Origin of the sequence: Haloarcula sp. NS06, from assembly GCF_051122755.1 — an archaeon.
In the GTDB taxonomy this organism is placed as follows: domain Archaea; phylum Halobacteriota; class Halobacteria; order Halobacteriales; family Haloarculaceae; genus Haloarcula.
In genome coordinates, this window is record NZ_CP184844.1 from 2,491,890 (window position 1) to 2,518,565 (window position 26,676).

19 protein-coding genes, 1 tRNA gene and 1 pseudogene are annotated in these 26,676 nt (G+C 62.6%); 14 read left to right on the plus strand and 7 right to left on the minus strand.

Annotation, left to right across the window (positions count from 1 at the left end; translation table 11 throughout):
- Positions 1–89 precede the first annotated feature (89 nt).
- Positions 90–2,786: a phosphoenolpyruvate carboxylase gene (ppc, locus tag ACODNH_RS16765; protein ID WP_434530613.1), complete on the minus strand. Its 2,697-nt coding sequence runs from the start codon at positions 2,784–2,786 to the stop codon at positions 90–92.
- Between the two features lie 153 nt (positions 2,787–2,939).
- Between ppc and ACODNH_RS16770 the strand changes: the two genes are divergently transcribed.
- The 9 genes from ACODNH_RS16770 to ACODNH_RS16810 all read left to right on the plus strand — a co-directional run bounded on the left by ACODNH_RS16770 (position 2,940) and on the right by ACODNH_RS16810 (position 14,266).
- A complete protein-coding gene (locus ACODNH_RS16770) occupies positions 2,940–3,644 on the plus strand; it encodes a helix-turn-helix domain-containing protein (protein WP_306706202.1) in 705 nt (234 codons plus the stop codon).
- 860 nt (positions 3,645–4,504) lie between these two features.
- Positions 4,505–5,917: an ABC transporter substrate-binding protein gene (locus ACODNH_RS16775; RefSeq protein ID WP_306706204.1), complete on the plus strand. Its 1,413-nt coding sequence runs from the start codon at positions 4,505–4,507 to the stop codon at positions 5,915–5,917.
- A 2-nt stretch (positions 5,918–5,919) separates the two neighbouring features.
- Positions 5,920–6,732 carry an ABC transporter ATP-binding protein gene (locus ACODNH_RS16780; RefSeq protein ID WP_306706206.1) on the plus strand — a complete coding sequence of 271 codons (813 nt, stop codon included), beginning with the start codon at positions 5,920–5,922 and terminating at the stop codon, positions 6,730–6,732.
- Entirely contained in the window at positions 6,729–7,427 is a 699-nt protein-coding gene (locus ACODNH_RS16785; protein ID WP_306706208.1) for an ABC transporter ATP-binding protein, read from the plus strand. The genes ACODNH_RS16780 and ACODNH_RS16785 overlap by 4 nt, the downstream gene beginning before the upstream one ends.
- The gene (locus ACODNH_RS16790; protein ID WP_306706210.1) at positions 7,424–8,413 is read left to right on the plus strand and encodes a branched-chain amino acid ABC transporter permease; all 990 of its coding nucleotides are present in this window, start codon (positions 7,424–7,426) and stop codon (positions 8,411–8,413) included. Before ACODNH_RS16785 ends, ACODNH_RS16790 begins: the two co-directional genes overlap by 4 nt.
- Positions 8,414–8,549: 136 nt before the next feature.
- A complete protein-coding gene (locus tag ACODNH_RS16795) occupies positions 8,550–9,716 on the plus strand; it encodes a branched-chain amino acid ABC transporter permease (RefSeq protein WP_306707481.1) in 1,167 nt (388 codons plus the stop codon).
- 142 nt (positions 9,717–9,858) lie between these two features.
- Positions 9,859–10,713 carry an alpha/beta fold hydrolase gene (locus tag ACODNH_RS16800; protein WP_306706212.1) on the plus strand — a complete coding sequence of 285 codons (855 nt, stop codon included), beginning with the start codon at positions 9,859–9,861 and terminating at the stop codon, positions 10,711–10,713.
- The gene (locus tag ACODNH_RS16805) at positions 10,706–12,340 is read left to right on the plus strand and encodes an AMP-binding protein (RefSeq protein ID WP_306706214.1); all 1,635 of its coding nucleotides are present in this window, start codon (positions 10,706–10,708) and stop codon (positions 12,338–12,340) included. Before ACODNH_RS16800 ends, ACODNH_RS16805 begins: the two co-directional genes overlap by 8 nt.
- Positions 12,341–12,394: 54 nt before the next feature.
- A complete protein-coding gene (locus ACODNH_RS16810; RefSeq protein WP_306706216.1) occupies positions 12,395–14,266 on the plus strand; it encodes a PAS domain S-box protein in 1,872 nt (623 codons plus the stop codon).
- A gap of 80 nt (positions 14,267–14,346) precedes the next feature.
- Here the strand turns inward: ACODNH_RS16810 and ACODNH_RS16815 are convergent, their stop codons facing one another.
- Both ACODNH_RS16815 and ACODNH_RS16820 read right to left on the minus strand, forming a co-directional pair.
- On the minus strand, positions 14,347–15,597 hold the full coding sequence (locus ACODNH_RS16815; protein ID WP_306706218.1) for a mandelate racemase/muconate lactonizing enzyme family protein: 1,251 nt from the start codon (positions 15,595–15,597) through the stop codon (positions 14,347–14,349).
- 103 nt (positions 15,598–15,700) lie between these two features.
- Positions 15,701–17,161 carry a DUF4397 domain-containing protein gene (locus ACODNH_RS16820; RefSeq protein WP_306706220.1) on the minus strand — a complete coding sequence of 487 codons (1,461 nt, stop codon included), beginning with the start codon at positions 17,159–17,161 and terminating at the stop codon, positions 15,701–15,703.
- A 315-nt stretch (positions 17,162–17,476) separates the two neighbouring features.
- Here ACODNH_RS16820 and ACODNH_RS16825 point away from each other — a divergent pair, with 315 nt between their 5' ends.
- A complete protein-coding gene (locus ACODNH_RS16825) occupies positions 17,477–17,755 on the plus strand; it encodes an ArsR/SmtB family transcription factor (RefSeq protein WP_306706222.1) in 279 nt (92 codons plus the stop codon).
- Positions 17,756–17,818: 63 nt separating this feature from the next.
- A complete protein-coding gene (locus ACODNH_RS16830) occupies positions 17,819–18,100 on the plus strand; it encodes a hypothetical protein (RefSeq protein WP_306706224.1) in 282 nt (93 codons plus the stop codon).
- Between the two features lie 235 nt (positions 18,101–18,335).
- Here ACODNH_RS16830 and ACODNH_RS16835 read toward each other — a convergent pair.
- A tRNA-Pro gene (locus ACODNH_RS16835) sits at positions 18,336–18,406 on the minus strand.
- A gap of 94 nt (positions 18,407–18,500) precedes the next feature.
- The gene (locus ACODNH_RS16840) at positions 18,501–19,586 is read right to left on the minus strand and encodes a NosD domain-containing protein (RefSeq protein WP_434530614.1); all 1,086 of its coding nucleotides are present in this window, start codon (positions 19,584–19,586) and stop codon (positions 18,501–18,503) included.
- A 151-nt stretch (positions 19,587–19,737) separates the two neighbouring features.
- On the opposite strand from ACODNH_RS16840, the pseudogene ACODNH_RS16845 reads away from it, so the two are divergent.
- The 3 genes and pseudogenes from ACODNH_RS16845 to ACODNH_RS16855 all read left to right on the plus strand — a co-directional run bounded on the left by ACODNH_RS16845 (position 19,738) and on the right by ACODNH_RS16855 (position 24,128).
- Positions 19,738–21,074: pseudogene (locus ACODNH_RS16845) on the plus strand (DEAD/DEAH box helicase).
- Positions 21,075–21,210: 136 nt separating this feature from the next.
- Positions 21,211–22,482, plus strand: a complete 1,272-nt coding sequence (locus ACODNH_RS16850) for a TIGR00341 family protein (RefSeq protein ID WP_434530615.1) — start codon at positions 21,211–21,213, stop codon at positions 22,480–22,482.
- Positions 22,483–22,559: 77 nt separating this feature from the next.
- A complete protein-coding gene (locus tag ACODNH_RS16855) occupies positions 22,560–24,128 on the plus strand; it encodes a DUF790 family protein (protein ID WP_306706232.1) in 1,569 nt (522 codons plus the stop codon).
- Positions 24,129–24,204: 76 nt separating this feature from the next.
- On the opposite strand, the gene ACODNH_RS16860 is transcribed toward ACODNH_RS16855, so the two are convergent.
- Both ACODNH_RS16860 and ACODNH_RS16865 read right to left on the minus strand, forming a co-directional pair.
- The gene (locus ACODNH_RS16860; RefSeq protein ID WP_306706234.1) at positions 24,205–25,428 is read right to left on the minus strand and encodes a nucleotidyltransferase domain-containing protein; all 1,224 of its coding nucleotides are present in this window, start codon (positions 25,426–25,428) and stop codon (positions 24,205–24,207) included.
- Complete coding sequence (locus tag ACODNH_RS16865; RefSeq protein WP_306706236.1) at positions 25,422–26,336, minus strand: hypothetical protein; 915 nt, start codon at positions 26,334–26,336, stop codon at positions 25,422–25,424. Before ACODNH_RS16865 ends, ACODNH_RS16860 begins: the two co-directional genes overlap by 7 nt.
- Between the last annotated feature and the right edge of the window lie 340 nt (positions 26,337–26,676).

Here is a 26,676-nt window from a genome sequence, read left to right on the forward strand (position 1 = left end):
CTCCGGGGGCAGACGCGTAAATCCTTCGATGGGTACTACTTTCGTAGTAAGCCGTTACAGCGTCGCCTCAGCCGGCGTCGTGCAGTGGCTCACCCGGTGTTTTTCATCCCGGCCGCGATACCCTGGACGGTCAGCCGCAGGGTCCGGCGCTCGGTTTCGGTCCGGTGGGACTGCTTGAGCAGGCGGACCTGCAACAGGTTCAGCGGGTCGACATACGGGTTCCGGCGCTCGAGGTTCTCCTTGAGCCAGTCCCGCGAGAGCAGGCCGTCCTGCCCGGTGATTTCGAGCACCTTCTCGACGGTGTCCTCGTACTCCTCGACGAGACGCGGGTAGATGCGCTCGCGGAGTTCGGGGTCGGCGAGGTCGGCGTACTCCTCGGCGATCCCGAGGTCAGTTCGGGCGAGCGCCAGCGACGCGTTGTCGAGTTTCGTCCGGAAGAACGGCCAGTTCTCGTACATCTCCTGTAGGGTTTCCATGTCGCCACCGTTTTCGAGGTAGGCGTCGAGCCCAGTCGAAATCGAGTACCAGCCGGGAATGATACAGCGAGCCTGCGTCCAGGAGAACACCCACGGAATGGCCCGGAGGTCCTCGACACTGCGGTCTTCACTTCGGGACGCCGGCCGCGAGCCCATGTTGAGGTTCTCGATGACGGTGATTGGCGTCGCTTGATCGAAGAACTCGACGAAGCCATCGGTCTCAAGCAGGTCCTGATACTCGTCACGGGCGGCGTCGGCCGCTGTCTCCATCGCCTCCTCCCACTCGTCGGGAATCTCCTCGACGGGCTCCTCGATTGCGTTTTGGCGCGCCCGAATCTGGGCGTTGAGCATCTGTTCGAGGTTCCGCTCGGCGATGTCGTGGTTGGCGTACTTCTCTGCGATAGCCTCGCCCTGCTCGGTGAACTTGATCTGACCGGTCACCGTCTCGTTTGGCAGGGCCAGCATGGCGTCGTTCATCGGCCCGCCACCGCGGGAGATAGAGCCGCCGCGGCCGTGGAACAGGCGCATCTCCACGTCGTAGTCGTCGGTGATGTCCGCGAGTCGCTTCTGGTTGTTGTACAGCGACCAGTTGGCGGCGAGGAAGCCATTCTCCTTGTTCGAGTCGGAATACCCGAGCATGATCTCTTGGATATTGTCTCGGGCCTCCAGCGCCTGGGAATAGGCTTCGTTCTCGAACAGCGTGCCCATGATACGGCGGGCGCCGGAGAGTGCGTACTCCGACTCCAGCAGCGGCACCACGTCGAACCCGCAGTAGCCGGGCAAGTCGACGATATCGACCTGGTCGGCGAGGAACAGCACTTCCAGCGCGTGGCTGGGCTCTTCACACCACGAGATGGCGTAGGTATCAATGGCGTCGATACCGAACTCGTTTTGCCAGTCGGCGGTGGCACGGAAGCGGTCGAGGACGCGGGTGGCGTCCTCCGAGAGCCCCTCGGTGTCTTCCATGTCGATAACGGTGTTATCCTGGAGGATGGCCTCGGTCAGGAACTCGACGCGCTCGTCCTCGTCCATCGACGCGTAGTTAATGCCTTGCCGGTCGACAGCCTCGGCGATGGCGTCGGTGTGCATCTTCCGGTGGTCGCGCAGGTCGAGGCTGGCAAGGGTGAAGCCGAACGTCTCGACCTTCCGGATCAGCGGGTCGACATGGGCTTCAGCGATGACCTCGGCATCGTTCTCACGGAGGCTGTCGGCGATGACGCGGAGGTCGGTCAGCAGCTCCTCGTCGTTCTCGTAGCCGCCCTGGCGAACATCGCTGACCCGGATGACGGATTCGCGCATCAGCCGGAGCTTCTGGCGGTAGGGCTCATCGGGATACCGCTCCTCGGCTTCCTTGGCGACGCCGGGGAGCCTAGACTTGTGACGGTCCAGTCGCTCGTTGAACAGCGCATCAGTCGCGATGTTCGAGGCATCTTGGCTCAGCACGCCGGAGAGTTCCTTGAGCTTGGTGCGGTACAGCGGCAGTACAGTATCGCGCTGGCGCTCCAGCGTCTCCTCGGTCACGTCGGTCGTGACGAATGGGTTGCCGTCGCGGTCGGAGCCGGCCCACGAGCGGAACTCATAGAGCGTGTCGATGTCGATGTCCTCGTCGTACACGTCTTCGAGGGTGTGTTCGAGTTCGTCGTACACCTCGTCGATGACGTCAAACAGGACGTTTTCGAGGTACCACTGGACGTTCAGGGCCTCGTCAGTGACTTCTGGGCGGCGGTCACGGACCTGTGGGGTCTGCCAGAGGCTCGTCACTTCAGCATCAAGGTCCCGTTCGATGCGCTTTTGCTCGCGGTCAGTGAGCCGTCGCTCGTCGAGTCGCTCGATGTCACGGGCCACCGACCGGAGTTTCGCTTTCACCGTCTTCCGGCGGGCCTCGGTCGGGTGGGCCGTGAACGTCGGCTGGATGAGCACGTCTTCGAGGACCTGCTCGAACTCCTCCGGGTCTGCGCCACGTTCAGCCAAATCCCGGACGGCTTCCTCAACGCTGTCGGCCAGCACATCTCCTTGGCTGCCCTCCCGGATTTCTCGAACCCGTTCGCGTTCTTCGGCGAGATTGATAAGCTCGAAATACGTGGTAAACGCGCGTGCGACGATATCCTGCGTTTCCGGATTCAGTCGGTTCAGCGCCCGGTGGACCTCGTCCCGTGTCTCGGCGTCACCGCGTCGGTAGTCTATACACGAGTTCCGGATAGTTTCTACCGTTTCAAACGCCTCGGTCGACGTTTGTGCCTCCAGCACCTCGCCCAGGAGCGCACCCAACTCCCGTACGTCCTGGTTTATCTCTCTGGCGTGCAAAGTCATACCACTTCATCCAGAACCGAGCCCTAAAACACTATTGAAACGGTGTATCAGGGATAGACGTTCGTGAAGAACCCGGTTGCGAGAAATAGCCAATATTAATCGTGGGGTTCTTTACCGTATCACACGAATCATACGTGATACAGTGGACTGCCAATGATCGATATCGCACTGGACATGGAGCAGTACGACTGCCCCTTCATCGACACGACGGCAGACCACGATGTCGCTTTTGCAGCGGTACACTGGGACTTCGACCAGCGTGCGCGGGAGTTGGAGACGCGGATGGTTGTCGAAGCCGAGGACGCAGGGATACTCGATACGGGGCTAAACAGCTTGCAGTCCCACGAAAACATGAACGACTGTGCCCTGTTACGCCGCGAGGACAACGCCGCTCATATCAGGACGACTATCGAGGAAACGGCGGCGATGCAGACCATCAGAGACAACGGCGGCTACATCACCGGGCCATTCCATATTGAGGCGGGCAGCGAGACCTGGCACGTCGGCTTCGACCGCGGCCGGGACGCTGACACGACGCTCTCGGAACTTGACCGTGACAACGAGTACGACGTGGTCGACCGCACGTCGGCGACGCTCCCACAGCTGCAGGACCTCGTGCAGAACGCCGGCGCGGCGATGACGCTCGTCGACGGCTGTCGTGACCTCTCGGATACGGAACGCGAGACGCTGGAAACCGCCGTCTCCGAGGGGTACTTCGAGTCACCCCGTGATGCAACGCTGGGGTCACTTGCTGAGGACTTCGGCGTGTCCAAGCCTGCCGTCTCGAAGAATCTCCGGCGCGGCGAGCGGAAGATGATCGAACGCGTCGTCGAAGCACTGGACGACATCGAGGACTGACTTCGACGTGGCTATCGGCTTGGTCCTTTCCCACCCAGAGTGCCAATAGAAAACAGGTGGACGCTACGGCTTCCACAGGTAGCCAACCGACCGGAGCCTGACTCTTTCTGTTGTACGAATGTGATGTAGTATCGGATCCATCCAGCTAATCCGACATCAACAGCATCGGTAGAAATAGACCGATTATCGACTATGTCGCTGTCTGTCCGTATCAGCTACAAGACATACTAAAAAAGAAAACATATGCCACAGAATTCACAATAAGTGAACAGATTCTGCCCATGGAGATCAGTAGGACGCTCCGGGATCAACTCCCGTCTGTCGGTCTCAGCTTAGCTGGATTCTACGTTTGCTGGTTGGGAATCAAGCAGTACTGGACACACCTGCAAATAGATCCCAGCCACGAACTCGGTCTCCTAGCTGAAATCGTAACTCTCGCGTACCTTCTGTTCGGAATTACGCTCTTGGCTGTGTCTGTGTGGGCATCATTTCGTCAGCGACCAGTAATACCGACAGTGGTCCTTGTTTGGCTAGCTGCCGTCAAAGGAACCTTTGTCGCAGACATCTACTCTATTTCGTCTGACACACAGTTCGTGGTGGCGCTTGGTCTGGGACTCTCTGCTATTCCACCGTTGCTAACATGGGTGACCGCTGAGATGTACCGGGTAACTGTTGCTGAAGCAGCTACGTAGCAGATGATCAAGCCGATGTGAGAGGACAGTTCCCAAACAAGGAACGAGACAGGCCGCCTACCGCCATTTTTGTGACAGCCCCGGTCCGGACGAGAACTGCGTTCCGGCCGCCGCGTTAATATGTTAACTCAGCACACTATGTGGGCGGCGGGTCTACAATGATCTGTTATGCAGAACACGGCTACACGGAGGCGCGTTCTCGGTGCGCTCGGTGCCGGTGTTGTTGGACTCAGCGGCTGTGTCAGTGACGACTCATCCATGACTGAACAGGACGATTCGGACGGCGGCATGACGGACAGTGGCACAAACGGTGAATCGGGCGGCAGTGGCTCAGCACAGACCGTCAGTATCGGTGTACTTCAACCCCGCGCAGGCGACCTGAAATACTACGGCGACCAGTCGCTGTGGGGGTTCCTCTCCGGGCTGGCGTACAAGGGTGATACAGACCCGCCGACAGACCCCGGCAGCGGCGAGATCACGATTACCGCCGGTGACACGGAGTACCGCCTGCTGGTACGGGACACAGAGTTCTCGGCGGACACGGCCCAGACAGCGGCGACGAACCTCGTCGAGAACGAGGACGTAGATATGCTCGCCGGCTGTGCGTCCTCGGCGGTCGCCAGCCGGGTCGTCACGACAGTCGTCAATCAGGCGCAGGTCCCCATCATGCTCGGGCCGGCGGCGTCGGCAGACATCACGTCCAACTCGGATACCTGTAGCGACCTCGTCTATCGGGCGAGCGAGAACACCGCGATGGACGCCCGCTCAGGTGGGAAGTACGTCGCCAGAGAGACGGACGTGTCGAGCGTCTACCTGTTCGGCGCGGACTACAGCTTCGGCCGCGCAGTCGTCAACAACTACCGGGACGTGCTGGAATCTGAAGGCGTCGATATTGTCGGCGAACGCTTCGTCGAACAGGGGTACGCCGAGTGGGAAGGGCTGCTTGACAACGCCGAAGAAGCCGGTGCCGAGGGCGTCGTCGGCGGATTCACAGTTGCGACGCTTCCGGCAATGTTCAACGCCTTCCTCTCGGGTGAGTACTCCTATCGGGTGTTCGGCGGGTTCGCCACCAGAATCACCAACAGCGTCGTCGGCGGGACAATGCAGAGCGTGCTCGGCGAGCCCCTGACAGCCGAGAAGATCAGGGACTCACAGCTCGGGCCGTTCACGACCCGGTACCACTGGAACCAGTACGACAACCCGATCAACGATGCGTTTGTCGACAGCTACACCAGCGCCTACGGCGTCGTCCCAGACCTGTTCTCGGCGGGGACCTTCACCGGCGCGTCGGCGATCCATCAGGCGGTTCAGGAGAGCGGGTCGACCGAAGGTGCGGATATCGCCGACGCCCTGAAGGAGATGACAGTCACCGACACGCCGAAAGGCGAGGGCGGCTACACCTTCCAGGGGTACAACAACCAGGCGCGGTCGGCGATGACCGTCGCGAACCCGATTCCGACAACCGATGAGTGGGCCGACAACTGGGGCGCCGCTATCATGCCCGGCGAACCGCTCGCTCGCATCAGCGCTGACGAGACGACCATTCCGCAGGATAGCGACCAGATGGGCTGTTCACTGTAGGTATGCTCCGAACACAGGGACTGACAAGAGAGTTCGGAGGACTCACCGCCGTCGACAGCGTCGACTTCGAACTCGACGCGGAACTGTGCTCACTTATTGGCCCGAACGGGGCCGGGAAGACGACGTTCTTCAATCTGCTGACCGGGAGCCTCTCGCCCACCGAAGGCACGGTCGAACTCCGGCGGAACGGGACTTGGGAGGACATCACCGACGCGTCGCCCCACGAGACAGCCAGCAAGGGCCTCCACCGTTCCTACCAGGTGACGAACATCTTCCCCGATAGCACGGTCTTGGAAAACGTCCGGGTTGCCGAGCAGGCCCACAGCAACGACGCGACGACGTTCTGGCGCAACGTCGACCACTACGATGAGTTCACCGAGCGCGCCCACGAGACTCTCGACCGGGTCGGTCTCTCCCACCGGGCCGGGGACCTCGCGAGCACGTTGAGCCACGGCGCAAAGCGAAAGCTCGAAGTCGCCATCGCGCTGGCCGGCGACCCCGCGGTGCTCCTGCTGGACGAGCCAAACGCCGGCGTCTCCTCGGAGAGCGTCGACGAAATCCGGGACCTCATCGAAGCAGTGGCGGAGGACTACCCGGTGTTGCTGGTCGAGCACAACATGGACATCGTGATGGGCGTTTCCGACCGCGTCGTCGTGCTCCATCAGGGTGCGGTCATCGCTGACGGACCGCCGGCAGAGGTACGGGCTAACCCCGACGTACAGTCGGCGTATCTCGGCGGCTACGAACCGGGCAGTCTGGACGGCGATACAACTCCGACCGGGTCAGAACCGGACTCGGAGGAGGGGACGGCGTGAGCCTGCTCGAACTCGGCGGCGTCCACACGTACTACGGCGACAGCCACATCCTCGAAGGCGTGGACCTCTCCGTCGAGGAGGGAGAGGTAGTCGCGCTGGCCGGCCGCAACGGTGTCGGCAAGACGACCACCCTCCGGACCATCCTTCAATTGACGCCGCCTCGCGAGGGGTCGATCACGTTCCGCGACGAGTCGCTGGTCGGGCTGGAGACGCACGAGGTCGCCGAGCGCGGACTGGGCTGGATTCCGGAGGACCGTCGGATGTTCAGCCAACTCACCGTCGAGGAGAACCTCCGGGCGGCGATACCGGACCCGGACGATGTGGGCGACGGTCTCCGACTGGCCTTCGACTCGTTCCCCATCCTCGAAGAGCGGCGGGGGCAGGACGCCGGAACGCTGTCGGGCGGGCAACAGCAGATGCTCGCCATCGCTCGTGGTCTTGTCGGTGACAACGACCTGCTGCTGGTCGACGAACCGAGTGAGGGTCTGGCCCCGCAAATCGTCGCCGACGTGGCCGAGGCGCTGTCGAAAGCGAGCGAGGACGTGACGATGTTGCTGGTCGAGCAGAACCTCCCGCTGGCGCTGGACCTCGCTGACCGGTTCTACATCCTCGACAAGGGTCGCGTCGTTGACGACGGGGAGACGGCGGCGGTGACTGCCGACGACGAGCGGTTCAGGAGGTATCTGTCGGCATGATCGTCGACGCGCTCACGGAGTTCCTGACCCTCGGCGAACTCGGCGGCGTCATCGTCAACGGCCTCGCCAAGTCGGCGCTGTACGTGATGATCGCCAGCGGCCTCACACTCATCTTCGGCCTCATGGGCGTGCTGAACTTCGCCCACGGGTCGCTGACGATGGTCGGGGCGTACCTTGGCGGTCTCCTGATGGTGGTCACAGTCACCGGCGGGACAGCGCCGCTGACCCGTCTCGGCCTGTTTTTCGTCGCCATCGTCGTCGCCTTCGCGCTGTTGACGGTGCTGGGCGGGGCCATCGAGACAACTATCATTCGGCCGCTGTACGACCGGCCGCCAATATACCAGATCCTGCTGACGTTCGGCCTGACGCTCGTTATTGAGGAGCTCGTTCGCATCGTGCTGGGTATCTACGACCTCCAGCCGCTGTCGGACTGGCAGGCCGCGCTGGCGACCAAGCCGCAGATTCTGCGCGAACCGGTCACGCTCGGTCCCGTCAGCGCCGGCTGGATGTCGCTGTTCCAGATACTCCTTGGAACGATCACGGTGGTCGGCATCTGGGCGTTCCTCACCAAGACCCGCTATGGCCTGTACATCCGGGCCGGCAGCGAGGACACGGAGATGGCGTCGGCGCTTGGTATCGACGTTCGCCAGGTGTTTACCGTCGTGTTCGCGCTGGGTATCGGCTTGGCTGGCGCGGCCGGAACACTGCTGATGTGGGACCCGACGTGGGGCGCGAGCGTTCCGCTCGCGGCCGAGACGCTGCTGCCGGCGTTCATCGTCGTCATCGTCGGCGGCCTCGGGACGTTCCGGGGCACCGTCGTCGCCGCCCTCGTGGTAGGGATGGCAGACGCGGTGACGACCTGGTGGTTCCAGAACGTTATCGAGTTCACGGGCCTGCCGGAACTGGTGCTGTTTCTGGTGCTCGTGGTGACGCTTATCCTCCGCCCGCAGGGCCTGTTCGGCGTCGAGGAGGTGGGGGGCCATTAGCGCAGAGTCCGAGGCTGACGCCGAGGCGGCGTCCGAGCCACCGGCGACGACTGTGGAAACAGGATGGCCACGTGAGTACCTGCGGGACCACACTGCCCATATCGTCATCATCGCCCTGCTGGCACTGTACCCGCCGGTGTATCACACGCTGTTGAACTCGGCGGTCAGCGCCGAGACGCAAATGCTCCTACCGACGGTAGAGACGATGGTCGGCGTCCTCTATTTCGGCCTCTTTGCCATCTCCTTTGATTTCATCAGCGGCTACACCGGTTACCTCTCGTTCGGCCACGCGGTGTTCTACGGGACTGGCGCGTACACTATCATCCTCATCGCCAACGGGAAGCTGCCGCTACTCGGTCCCGGAACGCCGTTCATGCTGTCGCTGCTTGTTGGCGGCTGTATAGCTGTCGTGCTGGCCATACTCGTTGGACTCGTCTCGTTTCGCCTCTCGGGCGTCTACTTCGCGATGATCACCCTCGGCTTCGCACAGGTGTTCTACGTGTTCGTTCGCGGCTGGGACTACGTAGCGACCAACCCCCGGGACGGCCCCGCGGTCGGGCCAAGCCACGCCGAGGGGTTCCAGATCGGAATTCCCGGCATCGACCAGCTCTCGCTGTCAATCGGCGTCCTCACCGGCGACGAGGTAGCCCTGCTCGGGTCGACGCTGTCCGGCACGGCAGTGTCCTACTACATGATCGGCCTCGTCGTTCTGGCCTGCTACTTCGCCATGCAGCGGGTCATCCACTCTCCCTTCGGCCGAGTGATGATCGCGATCCGGGAAAACGAGGAGCGAGCCGTCGCCATCGGCTACAACACGTATCTGTATAAGCTCGGGGCCTTCGCCATCAGCGGCTTCTTCGCCGCCGTCGCCGGCGGATTATTCGCCGGCTTCAAGCGGTCGGCCAGCCCGGAGAACTCTTTTTACTTCCTGGTGACCGGCGACGCCCTGCTGGCGAGTATCATCGGCGGGTTCGGCACCCTCGCCGGCTCGCTGTACGGCCACTTGTTCGATGAGACCGTTCGAGAGTTCCTCTCGAAGGCTGGGCAGGGCGGCGGCCTATTGCCCTATCTCCGGGCTCTGCTGGGGCAGGAAACACTTGACACGACGCTGGTCGGGGACACGACTATCGGCGCGCTCATCGACCTGCTGTTGAACGGCCACGCGAGCCTCTACGTCGGTATCGTGTTCGTGCTGTTCGTGCTCTACGTTCCCGACGGACTGCTGGGGTCGCTACGGGCGCGCGTCGGCGGGACGTTCGCCGAGGCGCTGCCGGCGAAACTCTGGGGTGAGTCCGACCAATGAAATCCGTAAAAACGACCATCGAACCGCCTGACAGAACGACGACTTGGGCGTGGAGTGGCCGATCACTGCCCGGCTACCCGACAGAGGCGTATCGACGGCGAAACGATGCACCACGCGACCATCCGAACTCAGAGCCAGAGCAATGAACGCGGAACCGGACTACTTGAAGGATATTCAACCAGAACCAGTCAGTATGCAATACGCAACCAACGACGGCGTCTCGCTTGCCTACGAGCGCGAGGGGCCCCCGGACGCCGAAACAGTCGTCTTCGTCGAGGGCATCGGCTACGGCCGCTGGATGTGGCTGTGGCAACAGGAGGCGCGCGTCGAGGAATACGAGACCATCGTCTGGGACAACCGTGGTACCGGGGACTCCGACGAACCCGCGGGTCCGTACACGATGAGCCAGATGGCGAGTGACCTCGAAGCCGTGCTCGACGACGCCGGCGTCGAACAGGCCCACGTCGTCGGGGCCAGCATGGGCGGGATGATCGCCCAGCAGTACGCCCTAGAGTACGACCGGGCCCAGTCGCTGACGCTCATGTGTACCTCACCGGGCGGCCCCGAAGCGGCTCCAGTCCCAGAGGAGACACAACAGCGGATGTTCGCCGTCCCCGATGACCTCGACGAGCGCGAACTCCGGCGGTACAAGATGCAGCCGGCGCTCTCAGGTTCGTTCATGGATGCCCACGAAGACCTCATCGAGCGCATCATCGACTGGCGCATCGACAGCGACGCCAGCGACCACGCTCTCGAATGGCAGGGTGCGGCGGTCCAGGCGTTCGACGCGTCGGACTGCCTCGGTGAAATCACAGTTCCGGCCCTCGTCATCCACGGGACCGCCGACGAGGTGGTCCCCTACGAGAACGGAGAATTGCTGGCACGCGGGCTCCCGAACGCCGACTTCATTACCGTCCACGGCGGCCCCCACCTGCTGTTCATCGAGGAGTACGATCGCGTCAACACACAGATCCGGGAGTTCATCGACGATGTCTGAGGGCACGCCACAGGACTGGGTCGGTGCCTGGAGCGAGCGCCGGGCCGCGCTCACGCCGGACCGCGAGGGACTGGTGGACGCGACGACCGGCGAGCGGTTCACGTACGCCGAACTGGACCGGCGAGCGAATCGGACCGTTCGCTTGCTCCGGCGGTACGGCGTCGGCAACCGCGGCGAGGCCGCCGGCACCGTTGCCATCGTCTCGCGGAACCGTCCCGCCGTCGTCGACCTGTTTTTCGCCACCGCAAAAACCGGGGGCCGACTGGCCCCGCTGTCCCATCGACTTGCGCCCCCGGAACTCGCTGAACTCCTCGACCGCGTGGGCCCGGAAGTCCTCGTTGTCGAGGCACCCTTCACCGAGACTGTCTCGACTGCTCTGGAGACAGCAGATGCGACGGCTCCCCAACTTATCCATCTCGAAACCGCCACCAACGACGCGTCCTCGGCTGCCACGCTCGACAGCACGCCCTACGCTTCGGCCCTCCCCGAGGACGACACACCTGTCGAGACGGCGACAACGGCCCCGGAAGACACGCATCTCCTCCTGCACACTGGCGGGTCGACGGGGACACCCAAGGAGACGGAACTAACCCACCGGGGCATCGTCTGGAATTCCCTGAACACGATTACGGCCTGGGGACTGCGCGAGGACGACGTGACGCCCATGGTGTTCCCGATGTTCCACACCGGGGGCTGGAACGTCCTCACCGTCCCGCTGTGGCATATGGGTGGGACAGTGGTCATCGCCCGCGAGTTTGATCCTGGCGACGTACTGGGGACCATCGACGTAGAGGGTGGGACCGTCCTCGTCGCCGTCCCGGCAATCCTGCGGATGATGACCGACCACGACCGCTGGGCGGAGACGGACCTCTCGTCGCTCCGCTTCGCCAAATCCGGCGGCGGCCCCTGCCGCAAGAGTGTGATGGAGACGTGGTGGGACCGTGGCGTCGACCTCTCACAGGGGTACGGCCTCACCGAGTGCGGGCCGAACAACTTCGCGATGCCCGAGGACTGGCCCCACAAGAAGGCCGATTCCGTCGGCAAGCCGGTTCTGCATGTTGACGCCAGAATCGTCGACCCCGAAGATAGCGACGACGGAGGCGACCCCACCGGTTCACGGGACTCGGTCGACCCCGGTACCGTCGGCGAACTCCAGTTGCGCTCGCCCCACGCCGCGACGGGCTACCTCGACAACCCCGAGGCCACCACTGAGACATTTGGCGACGGCTGGGTGTCGACCGGGGACCTCGCTCGCGTTGACGCGGACGGCTACTACTACATCGAGGGTCGCACCAAGCACATGTTCGTTAGCGGCGGCGAGAACGTCTTTCCAGCGGAGGTCGAGGACGCTATCGCCGACCATTCCTCGGTCGGCGAAGTCGTGGTGATTCCGGTCCCCGACGACAAGTGGGGGCAGGTCGGAAAGGCCGTCATCGAGCCCGCGACCAGTGCCACAACCGACGGCGCTGGCGACCAGCCGTTGACGCTCGACGACCTCCGAGTGTTCCTCGACGACCGTCTAGCGCGGTACAAACACCCCCGCGATATCGCGTTCGTCGAGGCGATGCCGACCAGCGGCCCGGACAAGATTGATCGGGATGCAGTTTCGGACCGCTTCGGTGCGTAATGTATCACTGCAGGCGTAGCTTCAAGAGGGGTGATGCAGTTCTATTTACACAAGATGGCTGACACATATGCGACCGCGGATTCGATACACGTGTTGCAGGTCGACGACACACCGCTACTCGACGAGACTGTCGAGTTCCCGGATAATCGGGACCCGGACTCGCTGACACTGACGACGACTGCCCGGGCTGGCAGTGCGCTCGAACGGCTCGAAGACACGGCTATCGATGGCATCGTCGCCGCGGACAACCTCCCGGACCGGTCCGGCCGTGAATTCGCTAACACGGTCCACGAGCGGGACAGCAATGTCCCGGTGTTGCTGCTGACCGAGTCGGACTCCGTTGCCAGCGACGCAATCTCCAACGGAGTCACCGACGTTTTCAGAAGAGACACAGCCGTTGACTGTAGCGACCTCCTCGCCAATCGGGTTCGGTTGCTCGTTGAACATCACCGGTCAACAGAACTCGCGAATCGGACCAGACAGCGACTCACAGAACTGGCAGAACAGTCGAATGAACTGTTATGGGTGTTCTCCGGGGACTGGACCGAGATACAGTTCGTTAATTCGGCATACGAAACGCTCTACGGCCGCTCCGTCGAGTCGCTGCAAACCGACCCCGCGGGGTTCATGACGGCGATTCATCCCACGGATCAGGATAGAGTCGTCCAGTCGATGCAGCGCGTCTCAGCCGGCGAATCCGTCGACCTCGAATTCCGAATTACCAGACCGGATGGCGAACAGCGCTGGGTGCGTGCCGAGGCACAACCCATTGTTGAGGATGGGACGGTCGCCAGAATCGTCGGCGCCTCCCGTGACATCACCGAGCGGAAGCGACGCGAATCGAAACATGTTACAGAAATTGACCGCCCTGACGCACCGGTTGATGCAGTGCCGGATCTGTTCTATGAACTCGATGAGAACGGCGATCTGGCTGGCTGGAACGATGCGCTGGCGGCAGCCACCGGGTACGCAGACGCTGATCTCGCGCCGATGGCGCTGACAGCACTCTTCGCCCCATCAGATCGTGAAACCGTTCGACAGGGTATCGAGACCGCTTTTGAGGCGGGTGAAACGTCGTTCGAAGCCGATCTGCTGACTGCCGATGGCACGACAGTTCCATACGAATTCACCGGGGGCCGGATAACGGCTGCTGACGGCTCGACAGCCGGCGTGGCCGGTATCGGACGTGATGTCTCCGATCGCGAAAGCCGCCAACAGGCCCTTGAACAGCAAAACAAGCGCCTTGGAGAGTTTGCCAGCGTCGTCAGTCACGACCTCCGGAACCCGCTGGATGTTGCCCGGGGCCAGCTAGAACTCGCACGGATGGAACAGGATAGTGAGCATCTCGACGCGGTCAAGCGAGCTCACGGCCGTATTGGACAGCTCATCGACGACCTCCTGACGCTGGCCCAGAACGGCGAGACAGCGCTCGACAGCGAGCCGGTGCCACTCCAGACAGTCGCTGAGCAGTGCTGGCAAACTGTCGAGACCGGTGACGCAACACTGGAACTACAGACCTCGGCTGTGGTCCGGGCGGACCCCAGCCGGCTGCGACAACTGTTCGAGAACCTGATCCGCAACAGTGTGGAACATGGACAGACGCCAGACACCGAGAGACAGGAAGACGCCGGCGAACAGCGTGCGACAACCTCGATATCACAGTCGCAGGGAGCAACCGCTGACCTGACGTTCACTGTCGGCGAACTGGACGACGGCTTCTACGTCGCCGACGACGGCGTCGGGATTCCGGCCGACGAGCGCGACACGGTGTTCGAGGGCGGCTACTCGCTGGCTTCGGGTCCCGGGTTCGGCCTCCGAATCGTCGATGAGATCGTCGATACCCACGGCTGGTCGATAACGGTCACGGAAAGCGACGCCGGCGGTGCTCGCTTCGAGGTCACCGGCGTCGAGTTCGGTGCGGCGTAACTGTGCCGCCGTGAGTACTATCGGGTGACCACCACGTCACCCGGTGCCGCCCCAGTCAACACCAACGATGGGGCCGAGCCTTACGCTTCGTCGAAGACGGTGTCGCCCTCGACAACGTGCTCTTCGACAACGTCGAGATCGAGCGTCAGCCCGAGGCCCGGCTCTTCCGGAATCTCGATGTAGCCGTCCTCGATGACGGTCTCCTCGACCAGATCGTCCCACCAGCCGAGTTCGTAGGAGTGGTACTCGACAGCCAGTGAGTTCGGGACGGCAGCCCCGACGTGTGCGCTCGCCATCGTCGCCACCGGTGAGGACACGTTGTGCATCGCGACCGGGATGTAGTACTGGTTCGCCACGTCGGCGACCTTGCGCGTCTCGCGCATCCCACCGACTTTCGGCATATCCGGCGCGATCATGTCGACAGCTTGGTTCTGGATGAGTCGGCGTTCCTCGGTGACACGATAGCGGTTCTCGCCCACAGTGATCGGCGTCGTCGTGGACTTGGTGACTTCTTCCTGGACCTCGATGTTTTCTGGCGGAACGGGGTCTTCGAGCCACCAGACATCGTACTCCTCGATGGCATCGGCAAGACGCTTGCCTGAGCTACCCGAGAACGTCCAGTGACAATCGAAGGCCACGTCAGCCTCGTCTTTGACCTCTTCGGTGACTTTCTCGACAATCTCGGCCTTGTGGCGGATTTCGCCCGGACGGAGGTGACGGTTCGCGCGGTCCTTTTCCAAGCCGCTCGGCACGTCAAGGTCGAACTTAAGCGCATCGTAGCCCAGTTCGTCAACGACGCGGCGAGCCTCCTCGGCACAGGCCTCGGGGTCGGCCTCTTCCTCGGTGTGGCAGTCACAGTACACGCGCATCTCGTCACGATACTTCCCACCGAGCAACTGGTAGGCCGGCACTTCGAGGATCTTGCCCGCGAGGTCGTGCAGTGCGACCTCGATACCCGCAATAGCTGTCACGGTGACACCCTCGACGCTCCCTTCGCCACTCATCTTCTGGATGAGGTGTTCGTACAGGCGGTCGATGTCCAGCGGGTTCTCGCCGACGACGAACGGCTTCATCCGCTCGATGAGTTCCGGGACGCCCGCGCCCCAGTAGGCCTCGCCCGTGCCGACGATGCCTGCGTCGGTGTAGATTCGAACGAGCGTCCACGGGAAGTTCCCGTCGACCATCGTCGTCTGAACGTCGGTGATCTCCACGTCGCGACCGCCGCCGCGCTTGGCGGTGACACCCATTGTCTCCGCAGAGAGCTCCCGCATCGTGTACTCTGCGTTCGGGTCGTGCAGGTCAGCGTAGTCTACGTCGTTTGCCTTTCCCATACCCCCGCTTGCTAGTGGCGTCACAAAAGTGTAGAGGAAATCGTCCCACGTAGTCGACCGTGGCAAATACCGGCGAATAGCGCCTACGGCATCCCGCAGAACGTTACATCCCGTCCGCGTCCTGTGCAACGGTCAAGTCGAACGGCGTGTCGGCCGGCTCGTCGTCCGGCGAGAGATACCCCGCTGCAAAGCCGGTGTAGCCCGTTTCGCTCGCGAGTCCCAGGTCGTACTCCGCGACGACGTCCCCGTCGTTCTCGGGCGTGGCGCTGCGAACCTCAACGGTGTACTCGTTCGCCGGCACTTCGACGCTGCCGAACTCCCTGAAATCCACGGCGTCGAACAGCACGTCGCCGCTCGATTTGACCGTCACGTCGACCTGTGGAGCGTCGGGTGACAGGTGAACTAAACGGAGCCGGGCCGTCCCGTTGTTGGGCGCCGCGGTGGTGTCTTCTAGGACGAGCGGCTCGAACGGCTTACCGGCCTCGTCGCCGATTTCGCCGGCTGCGGCGACAGTGTACGCCTGCCCACTCTCGACGGGCACGCCGCCCTCGAACACCGACGCGTCCGGGTCGCCGGCAGCGGTTATCTGGACCGCTCGCGCGCCAGCGGGGATGTCCAGATACTCACTGACCGCACCGAAAGGCACATCTTCGAGGACCTTATCGCCCTCTACGTAGACGTCCACGTTTGGGGCGTTCGGTGACATGTGTGCCACCCGAACGCTTGCTGGTTCGGATTCGGTTTCAGTCTCCATACCGTCGCCGGCCGTGTCCTGCGTCACGAGCAGGTCGAACGGCGTGTCGGCCGGCTCGTCATCCGGCGAGAGATAGCCCGCCGCGAAGGCGGTGTACACTTCGCCCCCGGCCAGGCTCACGTCGAACTCCGCAACGACATCGCCGTCGTTGCTTTCCGTGTCACCCCGGACCTGAAGCGTGTAATCGCCTGCGGGTGCTTCGACGTAGCCGGAGCCGCCGTATTCCACGCCGTCGTACAGCGTGTCGCCGTTCGATGCGAGGGTCACGTCAACGGCCGGCGCGTCGGGCGAGGCGTGGACCAGACGGACGCGTGCGGTATCGCCGCCGGGGTCGCTGTTGTCGTCCTCCAGTACGAGCGGTTCGAACGCCTGGTCGGCGTCGTCGCCGATTTCACCGATTGCCGCGATAGTGTACTCGGTGTCCGCTTCCACTGGGACGGATCCCGAAAACACCGACGTGTCCGGGTCGCCAGCGGCGGTAATCTCGACCGACCGCTCTCCCGCGCGCACGTCCAAATACTCACTGACCGCACCGAAGGGCACGTCTTCGAGGACTGCATCGCCCTCCACGTAGACGTCCACGTTCGGGGCGTTCGGCGACATGTGTGCCACCCGGACCGCCGCCATTCCCGGGTCGGTTTCCGCTTCGGTCTGCGCATCTGTGTCGGTCTCCATCGGCGTGTCCATGCCGCTGTCCGTCTCGGTCGGCTCGGCACCGCCGCCACCGTCGCCGCTACAGCCGGCGAGACCGACTGTCACACCGGTTCCGATACCGAACAAAATCCGTCGTCGAGTCGTGTCTGGTGTCATACATCACTTGCTCAGTTTGTCAGATAAATAGTACATTTCGTGAGTCTCTCTCAATTCTCACTCAAATTCTCCTAGAGGGTTTGAAACCGCCTATCTCTTCTGATTCGTCGAAACTGTTTTATCCACTATTCTCAGAACTGTAACGCATGGAGAATAGGTTTGACACGCTGAATTCGGGGGTGGTTCCGGACCCCGAGTGGGAGCGTGGTACCCTGCGATCGCGAGCCTCCACCGGTGTGCCCCATCGAAGCCGACTCGCACGTCTAGCCCGTATGTCGGTGGATTCTTGCCATCCGGACCGGAAATGTGACCAGAATGGAGACGGTCCTCTGGCAAACGCTGGCAGGTACTCGCGGAGGACCCAACCGTGCCCGTGTTTTACGCGCGCTGGCCGACCAGCCGCGAAACGCCAACCAGCTCGCCGATGATCTCGATCTGGCATACAACACAATCCGGTACCATCTCGATGTGCTCAAAGAGAACGGGGTCATCACCAGTAGCGATGCCGACTACGGCGTTATCTATCTCCCAAGCGAACGTGCGAGAACCCACTGGGACACGGTCGAGCGAATCCTCAGACAGGTGGACGACTGATATGCACACGACACGACACTGCCAACGACCAGCGGGAGCGAACCGACCACAGGAGCCCACAGCATGAGTCTCGTGTTGAACGGGGCCCGTATCGCCGCCGCGGCCAACATCCTACTGCTGGGCGTCCTTATTACTATTTGGGTGCAGACCTACCGCGAAATCCGTGCCCCGCTGACGCTGGGTTCCATCGTGTTCGCGTCGTTCCTGCTCGCGGAGAACGCCGTTGCTCTGTACTTCTATTTCACGGCCCCGGCGATGCCTGCGGTAGCTGTTCAGGTGATGATGGTGCTCCAGATGCTCGAAACGCTTGGAATCGGTGTGTTGACGTACTTCACCTGGAAGTGACGCCAGGCGTCACCCACCAACCGCCTGTCTGAACTACGTCGTTACCGACTATGTCTCCACCGCTCTCGTGACAATTTCGCCTTAGGATATCGCAATGCCTGTCCGCCACAGTTCAGCTAGAAAGTGACAGGCATATGAATTGTATGCAAGTAACCCGAATCTACCGTGGCTGGACACAGTGAGGGTGAAAGGGTTGCACTACTCCCTTGCTGGTTTCATCACGCTTTAGAGAAAGTGGGACCGCCGAGATTCGAACTCAGGTCCGACGCACCCCATGCGCCGAGGATACCGCTACCCCACGGTCCCGCACTCTGGGAGAGGGGGGTGTTTTAATTAAGGGCTTCGCTTTGGTGGCGAGAGTGGCAGCCCGTAACGGGGAGACACCGCTGGCGTGGTCCCTTCATTCGGCAACTTCGATACCGGGGCTTTCGATGGTGACGTCGGTAAGTGACCAGCCATCGGTCGCAGACCGAGCGTCGACACCAATAGCATCCCTTTGAGCGGTCACAGAGATAGTCGACTCAAAGATGGTCCACGATGCGTTGGTGTTGACGGCGTGGATTCCCTGCTGCTGGCTCTCAATGGTCGTATTCTGGATAGTCCATGCACCGGCTGTTCGAGCGGCGAAGACACCGACATCTCGGGTCTCAATCGATGCATCTTCCAGCGTCCACGCGCCGGTCGAAAAAGCAGTTACGAGGCCGGTGTCGCTCCGGCGGACCGTCAGGTCAGTCACCGTCCAGTTGCCGCCACTGTCGATAGCCTTGACGCCAGTGTTGCTTCGGCGGACCTCCGTGTTCCGGACCGTCCAGTCACCAGTTGTGCCGGAGGCGTCGACGCCGTCTGCGCCGGACCGATCGACGACGACCGCGGCGACCGTCCAGTCGCCAGAGGACTTGCGGATGTCGACGCCGTCACCGCCAACTTCGACAAAGCGGGTGTTGCGGATCGTCCAGTCGCCGCTGGTGCCACGGGCGAACACGCCGCTGTAGGTCGTGCTGGCGACGGCGGCGTCCTCGATAGTCCAGTTTCCGGTCGTATTCGGCGCGTAGACGCCGACATCGGCAGCGATAACGGTCGTGTCCACGACCGTCCAGTCACCGCTGGTTCCGTTGGCGGCGACGCCAAAGCGGTAGTTCCGCACGGTGAATCCGGTGACGTTCGCGTCGGCTGCGCCGGCCACCGTGACGCCGGTTCCGTTGACGAACCGCGAACCGTCCAGTATCGCCCGGCCGGGTGCGACGAGGGTAATACTCTCGTTGATTCGGACTTCTTCCCGGTAGGTGCCCGGCCGGACCTCGACGGTGTCACCGCTGTCGGCAGCGTTCACAGCGGCCTGTATCGACTGGTAGTCGGCACTCCCGCCTTTATCGACGGTCAGTGTGTCCTGCGCCGTCTGTGTTCCGGCCACGCTCGCCGGTATCATAGTGAGGGTCAGCACTACCGACAGAAAGAGCGCAAGTAGTGTCGTACGCGTGTCGTCCATAGTTGGAGTAATAGGGGGTGAATAGATGTAAACTGTATTGTTCTTTCACCCGCTGTCGACGTAACACTACGCTGAAGACGGGAATCCAGGCAACACACGCAGCGGCGTGGCCCGCGAAAGCGTTATCGGCCGGACCGGCGAACCCCGGAGTGTGCTGGAGTTGACGTACGAGTCGGGGACCATTCGCGTGTCGGGGGACCCACCGTCGGACCTGCCCGGCGTCGAGTACGACCGGCGTTCACAGACAGGGCGGGCGCCGGCCTACCGGTACGCCGACATCCGGAGCGCGCTTGACGATCGTGAACTGGCGTATGAGGAGCGCGTCTTCTCGCTCCCGTCGCTGGCGCTTTCGACGGCGTATGACCTCCGAAAGTACCAGCAAGCGGCACTGGACGCCTGGCGTGAAGCTGAGGACAGAGGCTGTCTCGAACTACCGACAGGGAGTGGCAAGACCGTCATCGGCATCGCAGCCATGGTCGCGCTGGGGGCGCCAACCCTGGTCGTCGTCCCGACCATCGACCTGCTGGAACAGTGGCAGCGCGAGCTACAACGGGAGTTCGACCAGCCGGTCGGCCGCATGGGCGGGGGCGAACAGCGCGTCGAGGATATCACTGTGTCGACGTACGACTCGGCATACCTGCGGGCCGACGAACTCGGGGACCGCTTCGGGCTCGTCGTCTTCGACGAGGTCCACCACCTCGGCGGGGAGGGGTATCAGGATATCGCTCGATTGCTCGCTGCGCCGGCGCGGCTCGGACTGACAGCGACGTTCGAGCGGCCGGACGGAGCCCACGAGGTCATAGAGGACCTCGTCGGACCGCTCGTCCAGCGAGTCAGTGTCGACGACCTGGCGGGCGAGCACCTCGCGGACTACGATATCAAGCGACTCGAAGTCTCACTCACGCCGGACGAACGGGACCGCTACGAGGAGTATCAGGGGACGTTCACCGACTACCTCAAGCAATCCAACATCCAACTCCGATCCGGCAGCGACTATCAGGAACTCGTGAAGCGGTCCGGCAACGACCCGGCGGCTCGCGAGGCGCTGCTCGCGAAACAGCGCGCCCGCGAGGTGATGATGAATGCCAAGCGGAAGGTCGACCGGCTGGCGACGATTCTGGACCGCCACCGCGAGGACCGGATCATCGTCTTCACCGCCCACACCGACCTCGTGTATCGCCTCTCCGAGCGGTTTCTCATTCCGGCGATAACGCACGAGACTGGCGCGAGCGAGCGTCGGGAGATGACTCAGAGCGGTTCCGTGACGGGACGTACTCCCGGGTCGTGACCGCGAACGTCCTTGACGAGGGAGTGGACGTGCCTGACGCGAACGTCGCCGTCGTCCTCTCGGGGAGCGGCTCAGAGCGGGAGTTTACCCAGCGACTTGGCCGTATTCTCCGACCGAAAGCCGACGGCGGACGGGCACTGCTGTACGAACTCGTGACAGAGGAAACCGCCGAAGAGCGGGTCGCCAGGCGACGCAGGTAGCGGGCGATATGTCGTTGCCCAGGCACTCCCAACGCTAACCGGACTTACCACCTTGATAACTATGGCTCTCTCCGGCGAGAAGCAGAGAAATGCTCGATGCTAATCGCCAGTGTTGCGGGTCGCGAGGTGCGTCCGAGTGCGGTTGATACACATCCGTGTTCCCGACGCTGTCCTCAACAGCGTCTGCGGCGTGCTGGACGACCGTGATATCAGTTATGTTCAGACCAAGGAGACGAGCGACGACGAGACGGCGTGGCTGTTGCAGTTTCCGCTCCCGCCGGAGGCCGTCGATGAGGTGCTCGACGATCTCGAAGCGACCGGGCTCGATGCCGACCGGTACACTGTCGTCGGGAACGCCGAGACTGCCCGGCCGGACCAGTCAAACTCTGCCCGCCGCCACGAGGACCGCATCTCCCACGACGAACTCCGCGGTCGCGCGGTCGGCATGAACCCCGGACAAGGGACTTACTATGGAATGACGGTCCTGAGTGCAATCGTCGCGACGGCGGGTCTGCTTCTTGACTCTCCAGCTATCGTCGTTGGCTCGATGGTCATCGCGCCACAGGTCGGTTCCGCACTCATCGCCAGCGTCGGGACGACGCTCAGCGACCGCCGGCTCATCGTCGAGGGCGTCCGCGACCAGTTGCTCGGGCTCGCCGTCGCCATCGGAAGCGCGGCCCTGTTCGGACTGTTCATCCGACACAGCGGGTTCGTCCCCGGACAGCTCCGTGTCACGACAGTCCAGCAGATCGCCCAGCGCATTTCGCCGGGCTTTCTATCGCTTGCGGTCGGACTCTGTGCTGGAGCCGCTGGGGCGTTCGGACTGGCGACGGCACTGCCGGTCTCACTGGTCGGTGTGATGATCGCTGCTGCGCTCATCCCCGCCGCTGCGGCCATCGGGGTTGGTATCGCTTGGGGACTGCCGGCCGTCGCACTCGGGGCGGGTATCCTCCTGCTGGTCAACGTTGCGTCAATCAACCTTACCGGCGTTCTCGTCCTCTGGGGACTCGGATTCCGTCCGCTAAACTGGGCAGCCGACCGCCCGCCGAGCGCGACGGTCCGGACGTACGCGCCGACCGTTGTCGCCGTTCTGGCGCTGCTGGTCGCGTTCGCCGGTGCCGGGACGGTCACCGCCCAACAGATGCAGGTCGAAACGTCGGTAAACGACGCTGTTACCGAAGTGTTGTCCAACGAATCATACGAGCGGCTCCGATTACAGTCGGTCCAGACCCGGTTCGGCGGCGTCTCAGTGTACCGGCTGGACCGGGTGGTCACCGTCGCGGTCAGTCGGCCCGCCGACCGGCCGTATCCGGCTCTTGTCTCCGACCTCGAACGTGCCGTCGGCCGGTCGATCGCGGACGATGCAACTGTCGAAGTCACCTTTGAGGACAGACATCCGGCGGAATGATGCCGGCTGCGACGGGCGTCTCTGCGGGGGCGTCGTCACTCCCCGTGTTTTTGTCGCTCCGTGGCGGAGGGACGCGTGTGCTGACGAAAGACCTCCTGCGGGTGTCCCGCGCGGGCGGTGGTTATCACCTGCAGTTCGCCGACGCCGACGCGGAGCAACTGGCGGCCCGCGTACTCGGTATCTATCAGGGCCACATCGGCGAGTCCCGCGAGACGCTGGAGACGGCACTCGCGGATGTCGAACGGGAGGCCGACGATTTCAAGCTGGTCCGCGGGCTGGCGAAACTCGTCGAACGGGAAGCAACATTTGAGACGCACGCCCCGATCGACCCTGTTCGTGCCCGTCGTCGGGTGTTCGAAGCCGCTGCAGACGTTGGCGTCGTGACCGAAGCCGAGCGCCAGCAGGCACTCGCCGAAGCGGCTGACCACTTCGGCACGGATGCCGCATCGCTGGCCGACACGCTGTACGCCGACCGGGGCTCTCGGCAGGTCCTCACGGAGGTGGACTCTCGCTGGGGGCCGGCCGAACTTCGGACCCAGTACAATCTCTCGCTGGCGCAAACGGCGCTGTTCGACGCGACAGAGGTGCGAGTCCGTTCCTCCGATCCGAAGGCGCTCGTCTCGGCGGTCAAACGCCTCCGGCTGATGTACGAGATCCGTCGGACAGGGAACGGTCGGGAAGTCGTCGTTACAGGACCGGACGCGCTGTTCTCGAACACGCGCCGGTACGGGACCCGCTTCGCGCGCCTCCTGCGAACGGTCGCGACCGCAAACGAGTGGGAGCTGACGGCAACCATCGACGACCGGGGCACCGAGCGGGAACTCACCCTTTCAGATGGAGATGTCTCCGTTCCCGGTGTCGAGCCCGTAACAGAGGTCAGCTACGACAGCGGCGTCGAAGCCGACTTCGCCGGCCGGTTCGCCGCACTGGACCTCGACTGGGACCTGATACGCGAACCGGAGCCGTTACGCGCCGGCGAACACGTCGTCATTCCGGACTTCGCATTCGAGTGGCGACCCGGCACTGACACCGGGGTGCGGGATACCGGTCGCAGTACGGGTGGTTCGGACGTGACCGACGGCGACACACCCTTCCGCGTCTTCTTCGAAATCATGGGGTTCTGGACGCCGGAGTACGTCGAGAAAAAACTTGCCCGTCTTGACGCACTGGAGGAGATCGAGATGCTGGTCGCAGTCGACGAATCGCTTGGCGTCGGCGAGGAAATCGAGGCAACGGATAATCGGGCAATTCCGTACTCCGGCACGGTCAGAGTAAAAGATGTGCGAGACGCCCTGCGACCCTACGAGGAGCGACTCGTGCATGAGAGCGTTGCAGAGATATCCGACGAACTGCGGCCGGTTGCCGACGTTATCTCACTCGCCGACCTCGCCGCGGAGCACGGTGTTAGCGAGGGTGCGCTGGAAGATGTGGTCTTTCCGGCTCACGAGCGCGTCGGCCGCACACTCGTTGACCCCACCGTACTGGACGAACTGGCCGAGGAAATCGAACCCGGAATGGCATACGAGACGGCGACCGATCGACTCTCGGCGTACGGGGTTGCGGACGACAGCGCTGCGCTCGCGCGCCTTGGCTACCGCGTCGCCTGGGAAGGACTGGGTGAGGGGACAATCCAGCCACGGGAATGAGTGGTCTGTGAGAAACGGTGGGGACTCCGCTCTCAGGTACAGCATCTCACATCGCTATCAAAGGAGCAATCGTTGTTCAGGTCGCTTCGTCACGTCGCTTCTCAGAAGGCTGTCGCCGCCACTGTGGCGTTTCGAGGAGGAGTCGGAGCGGCCAAATGACGTAGTACAGCGGATGCAGCGGGCCGGGGAGCGGGCGAAACTGGTACTCCGAGTAGGTCGGGTGAAGTGACGAATGTAACAGCAGGAGCGGCAACAGCGCTGTCATCGAATCGCTGGCAGCCAGATAAAACCGAGCGGCTTCGAACTGTGTGGGCGCCTCTGGCGTCCCAGCGGCCAGCGACTCAACGACGGTTTCGGCTAATTCGGACACGCGGCTGTCCGTACGAAGGCGGTCCAGTAGCGGCGCTGGGAGGGTGTACCCGAAGACAGCACGGGCAAGCGCGGCCCCAAGCAGTAGATTACGCTCGACGCCAGTTTTTTGCGCCCGAGCGAGGACGTGTGACCAGTCGGCGTCTGTCGACTCCAGTGCCGCAACGAAATCACAGAGCCACTTCAGGAGATACCAGCGGTGCTTGGTTCCGTGGAACGCTAACACGAGCAGCCGATCTGGCTGTGCAAGTGCTGGAAGCGGTTGGCCGCCGACCGCTATGGTGTCGCGGCGGTCCCAGAGTTCACTGAACGGGATGGAGAACGGTCGCTCGGCATCGCCCACGCGCCAGCGAAGTTCCACGTCGAACTCCGGACCACGCATCTCGTACTCGTGAACGATTGCCTTCGTCACAGGACCGCCTAACAGCGCGGCGTCATCCAACCGCGGCGTGCCCCCGCGCCACTCATATCCTCGTCCTTCGAGAATATCCGCAGCGGCGGGGATATCTTCTGGGTGGACGAGCAGATCTAGATCGTTGTACTCACGCACCGTTGCGTCGTCGTAAGCGGCGGCGGACAGCGCCGGCCCCTTGAACGGTATCGCACGGACACCACGCTTCTCAAAACTCTCGATTATCTCCTGTAACTCGGTCGTAAACGCGAGATTCCGCATCCGTTTTCCCTGTACGATGCTGCTAAGTCGTGTCAACACGGCCGCTGGCACGGTGAACTCATCATCACTCTCGCGTGCCATCGCTTCCAGTCCCTCATAGAGGAGTTGCACAACACCGTGATACTGGGCGAGTGCAACGACGCGGTCCCAGTCTGGCGTCCCATCCACCGCGGGAGGATCGGGGGAAGCGTCGGTGACGACTGCGGTACGAGCACAATCGACGACCACCTGAAGTTCGGGTTCAGCCTCCGTCAGCATGAGTCACTCTTGAGATCAGACTGAATCCGGGCTGCGACATCCGGAATCGCATCGAGATTTCGCGGTCGGCGAAGCCGTTTTATATCAGTCATCTCGACAATCTCTCCGCAGGTGCTGAAATTGGACGCGGCCTGGCCGTCGGCTTCCAGCGCGCCCAGCGTGTATGTATTATCCACGAGCGCCATGACCTGCTCGTCCGGCCTGACTGCGTCCACCTCGATTGTCTCGCCGTCTTCGAGCAGGTAAATCCGTTCTAGCGGCACCGGGGTCGCGGGCTGGTCGTGCCTGAGCCCATAGAAGTGCCGAGGGCGACCGCTGTGGACCTGTTCCGGCGGCTCGACCGGAGGATCAAACACCTCGACCGCCTCCGGATCGAGTTTCATCGATGGGTAGCCACTTCGGACGACTGGTCCCGCATCGTCCAGCGCTATCGCAGCTACGTCATCGCTCAGGACACGATGTCCGTCGAGCAGGCAGGCCATCGCAGTTGTCGTTTTTCCGACTCCCGACTCCCCAACGAACGCCACTGCGCGCCCGTCGATGCTGACGGTACTGGCGTGCAGCACGAAGTAGCCCCGTTGATCCAGCAGGTGGTTCAACGCTGGGCCGACCAGTACGTGGCGGAGGACTTCGCCTGGCACGTCCGAGGCCGGGTCTACAGCGATGGATTTCCCGTCGAGAATTCTGACCGTTGCGGCATCGTACAGAAGGTAGTATTCGCGCTCGGTTACCGCGTGAAAGGTTGACCCGGACGCAGCCGATAGTGGGCGGGGAATCCGTTCCTCAGTGATAGTGACATCAGCCTGCCCGTCAGGCGCTGTCTCAACGGGCGGAAGCTCCGGTACGTCGAAGGCCGAGCGGACTGTCAGCCCAAAGGCTTCGTACGTGGCTGTGTTTGCTGTCGCCATCCGACTAGTGTCCTCCCCGCATAGTTGTCCATCGATTCCGTCTGTGGTGAGACACACCCCAGCTACGACACCCCTGGTTCATACCAGACCGCTTGACTGCTGTGGTGGATAAGAATGGACTCTCTACTCCCAGTACACAACCACGAAACCGTCGCAATGTATCCACTGAATAGTGCCAGTATCGAGTACTGATAAAAAGAGAAGTCCGCTAGATGTGTGAACAGACTGTGGACGCTAGCTCCACTTCCCGTATCCGTCGTCGTGATCCCACCAGTTCGTCTTTTCTTCGACAGTTCCGTACGTTTCGACCGACGGCGTTTCGTATTCCTTCATTGGTTAC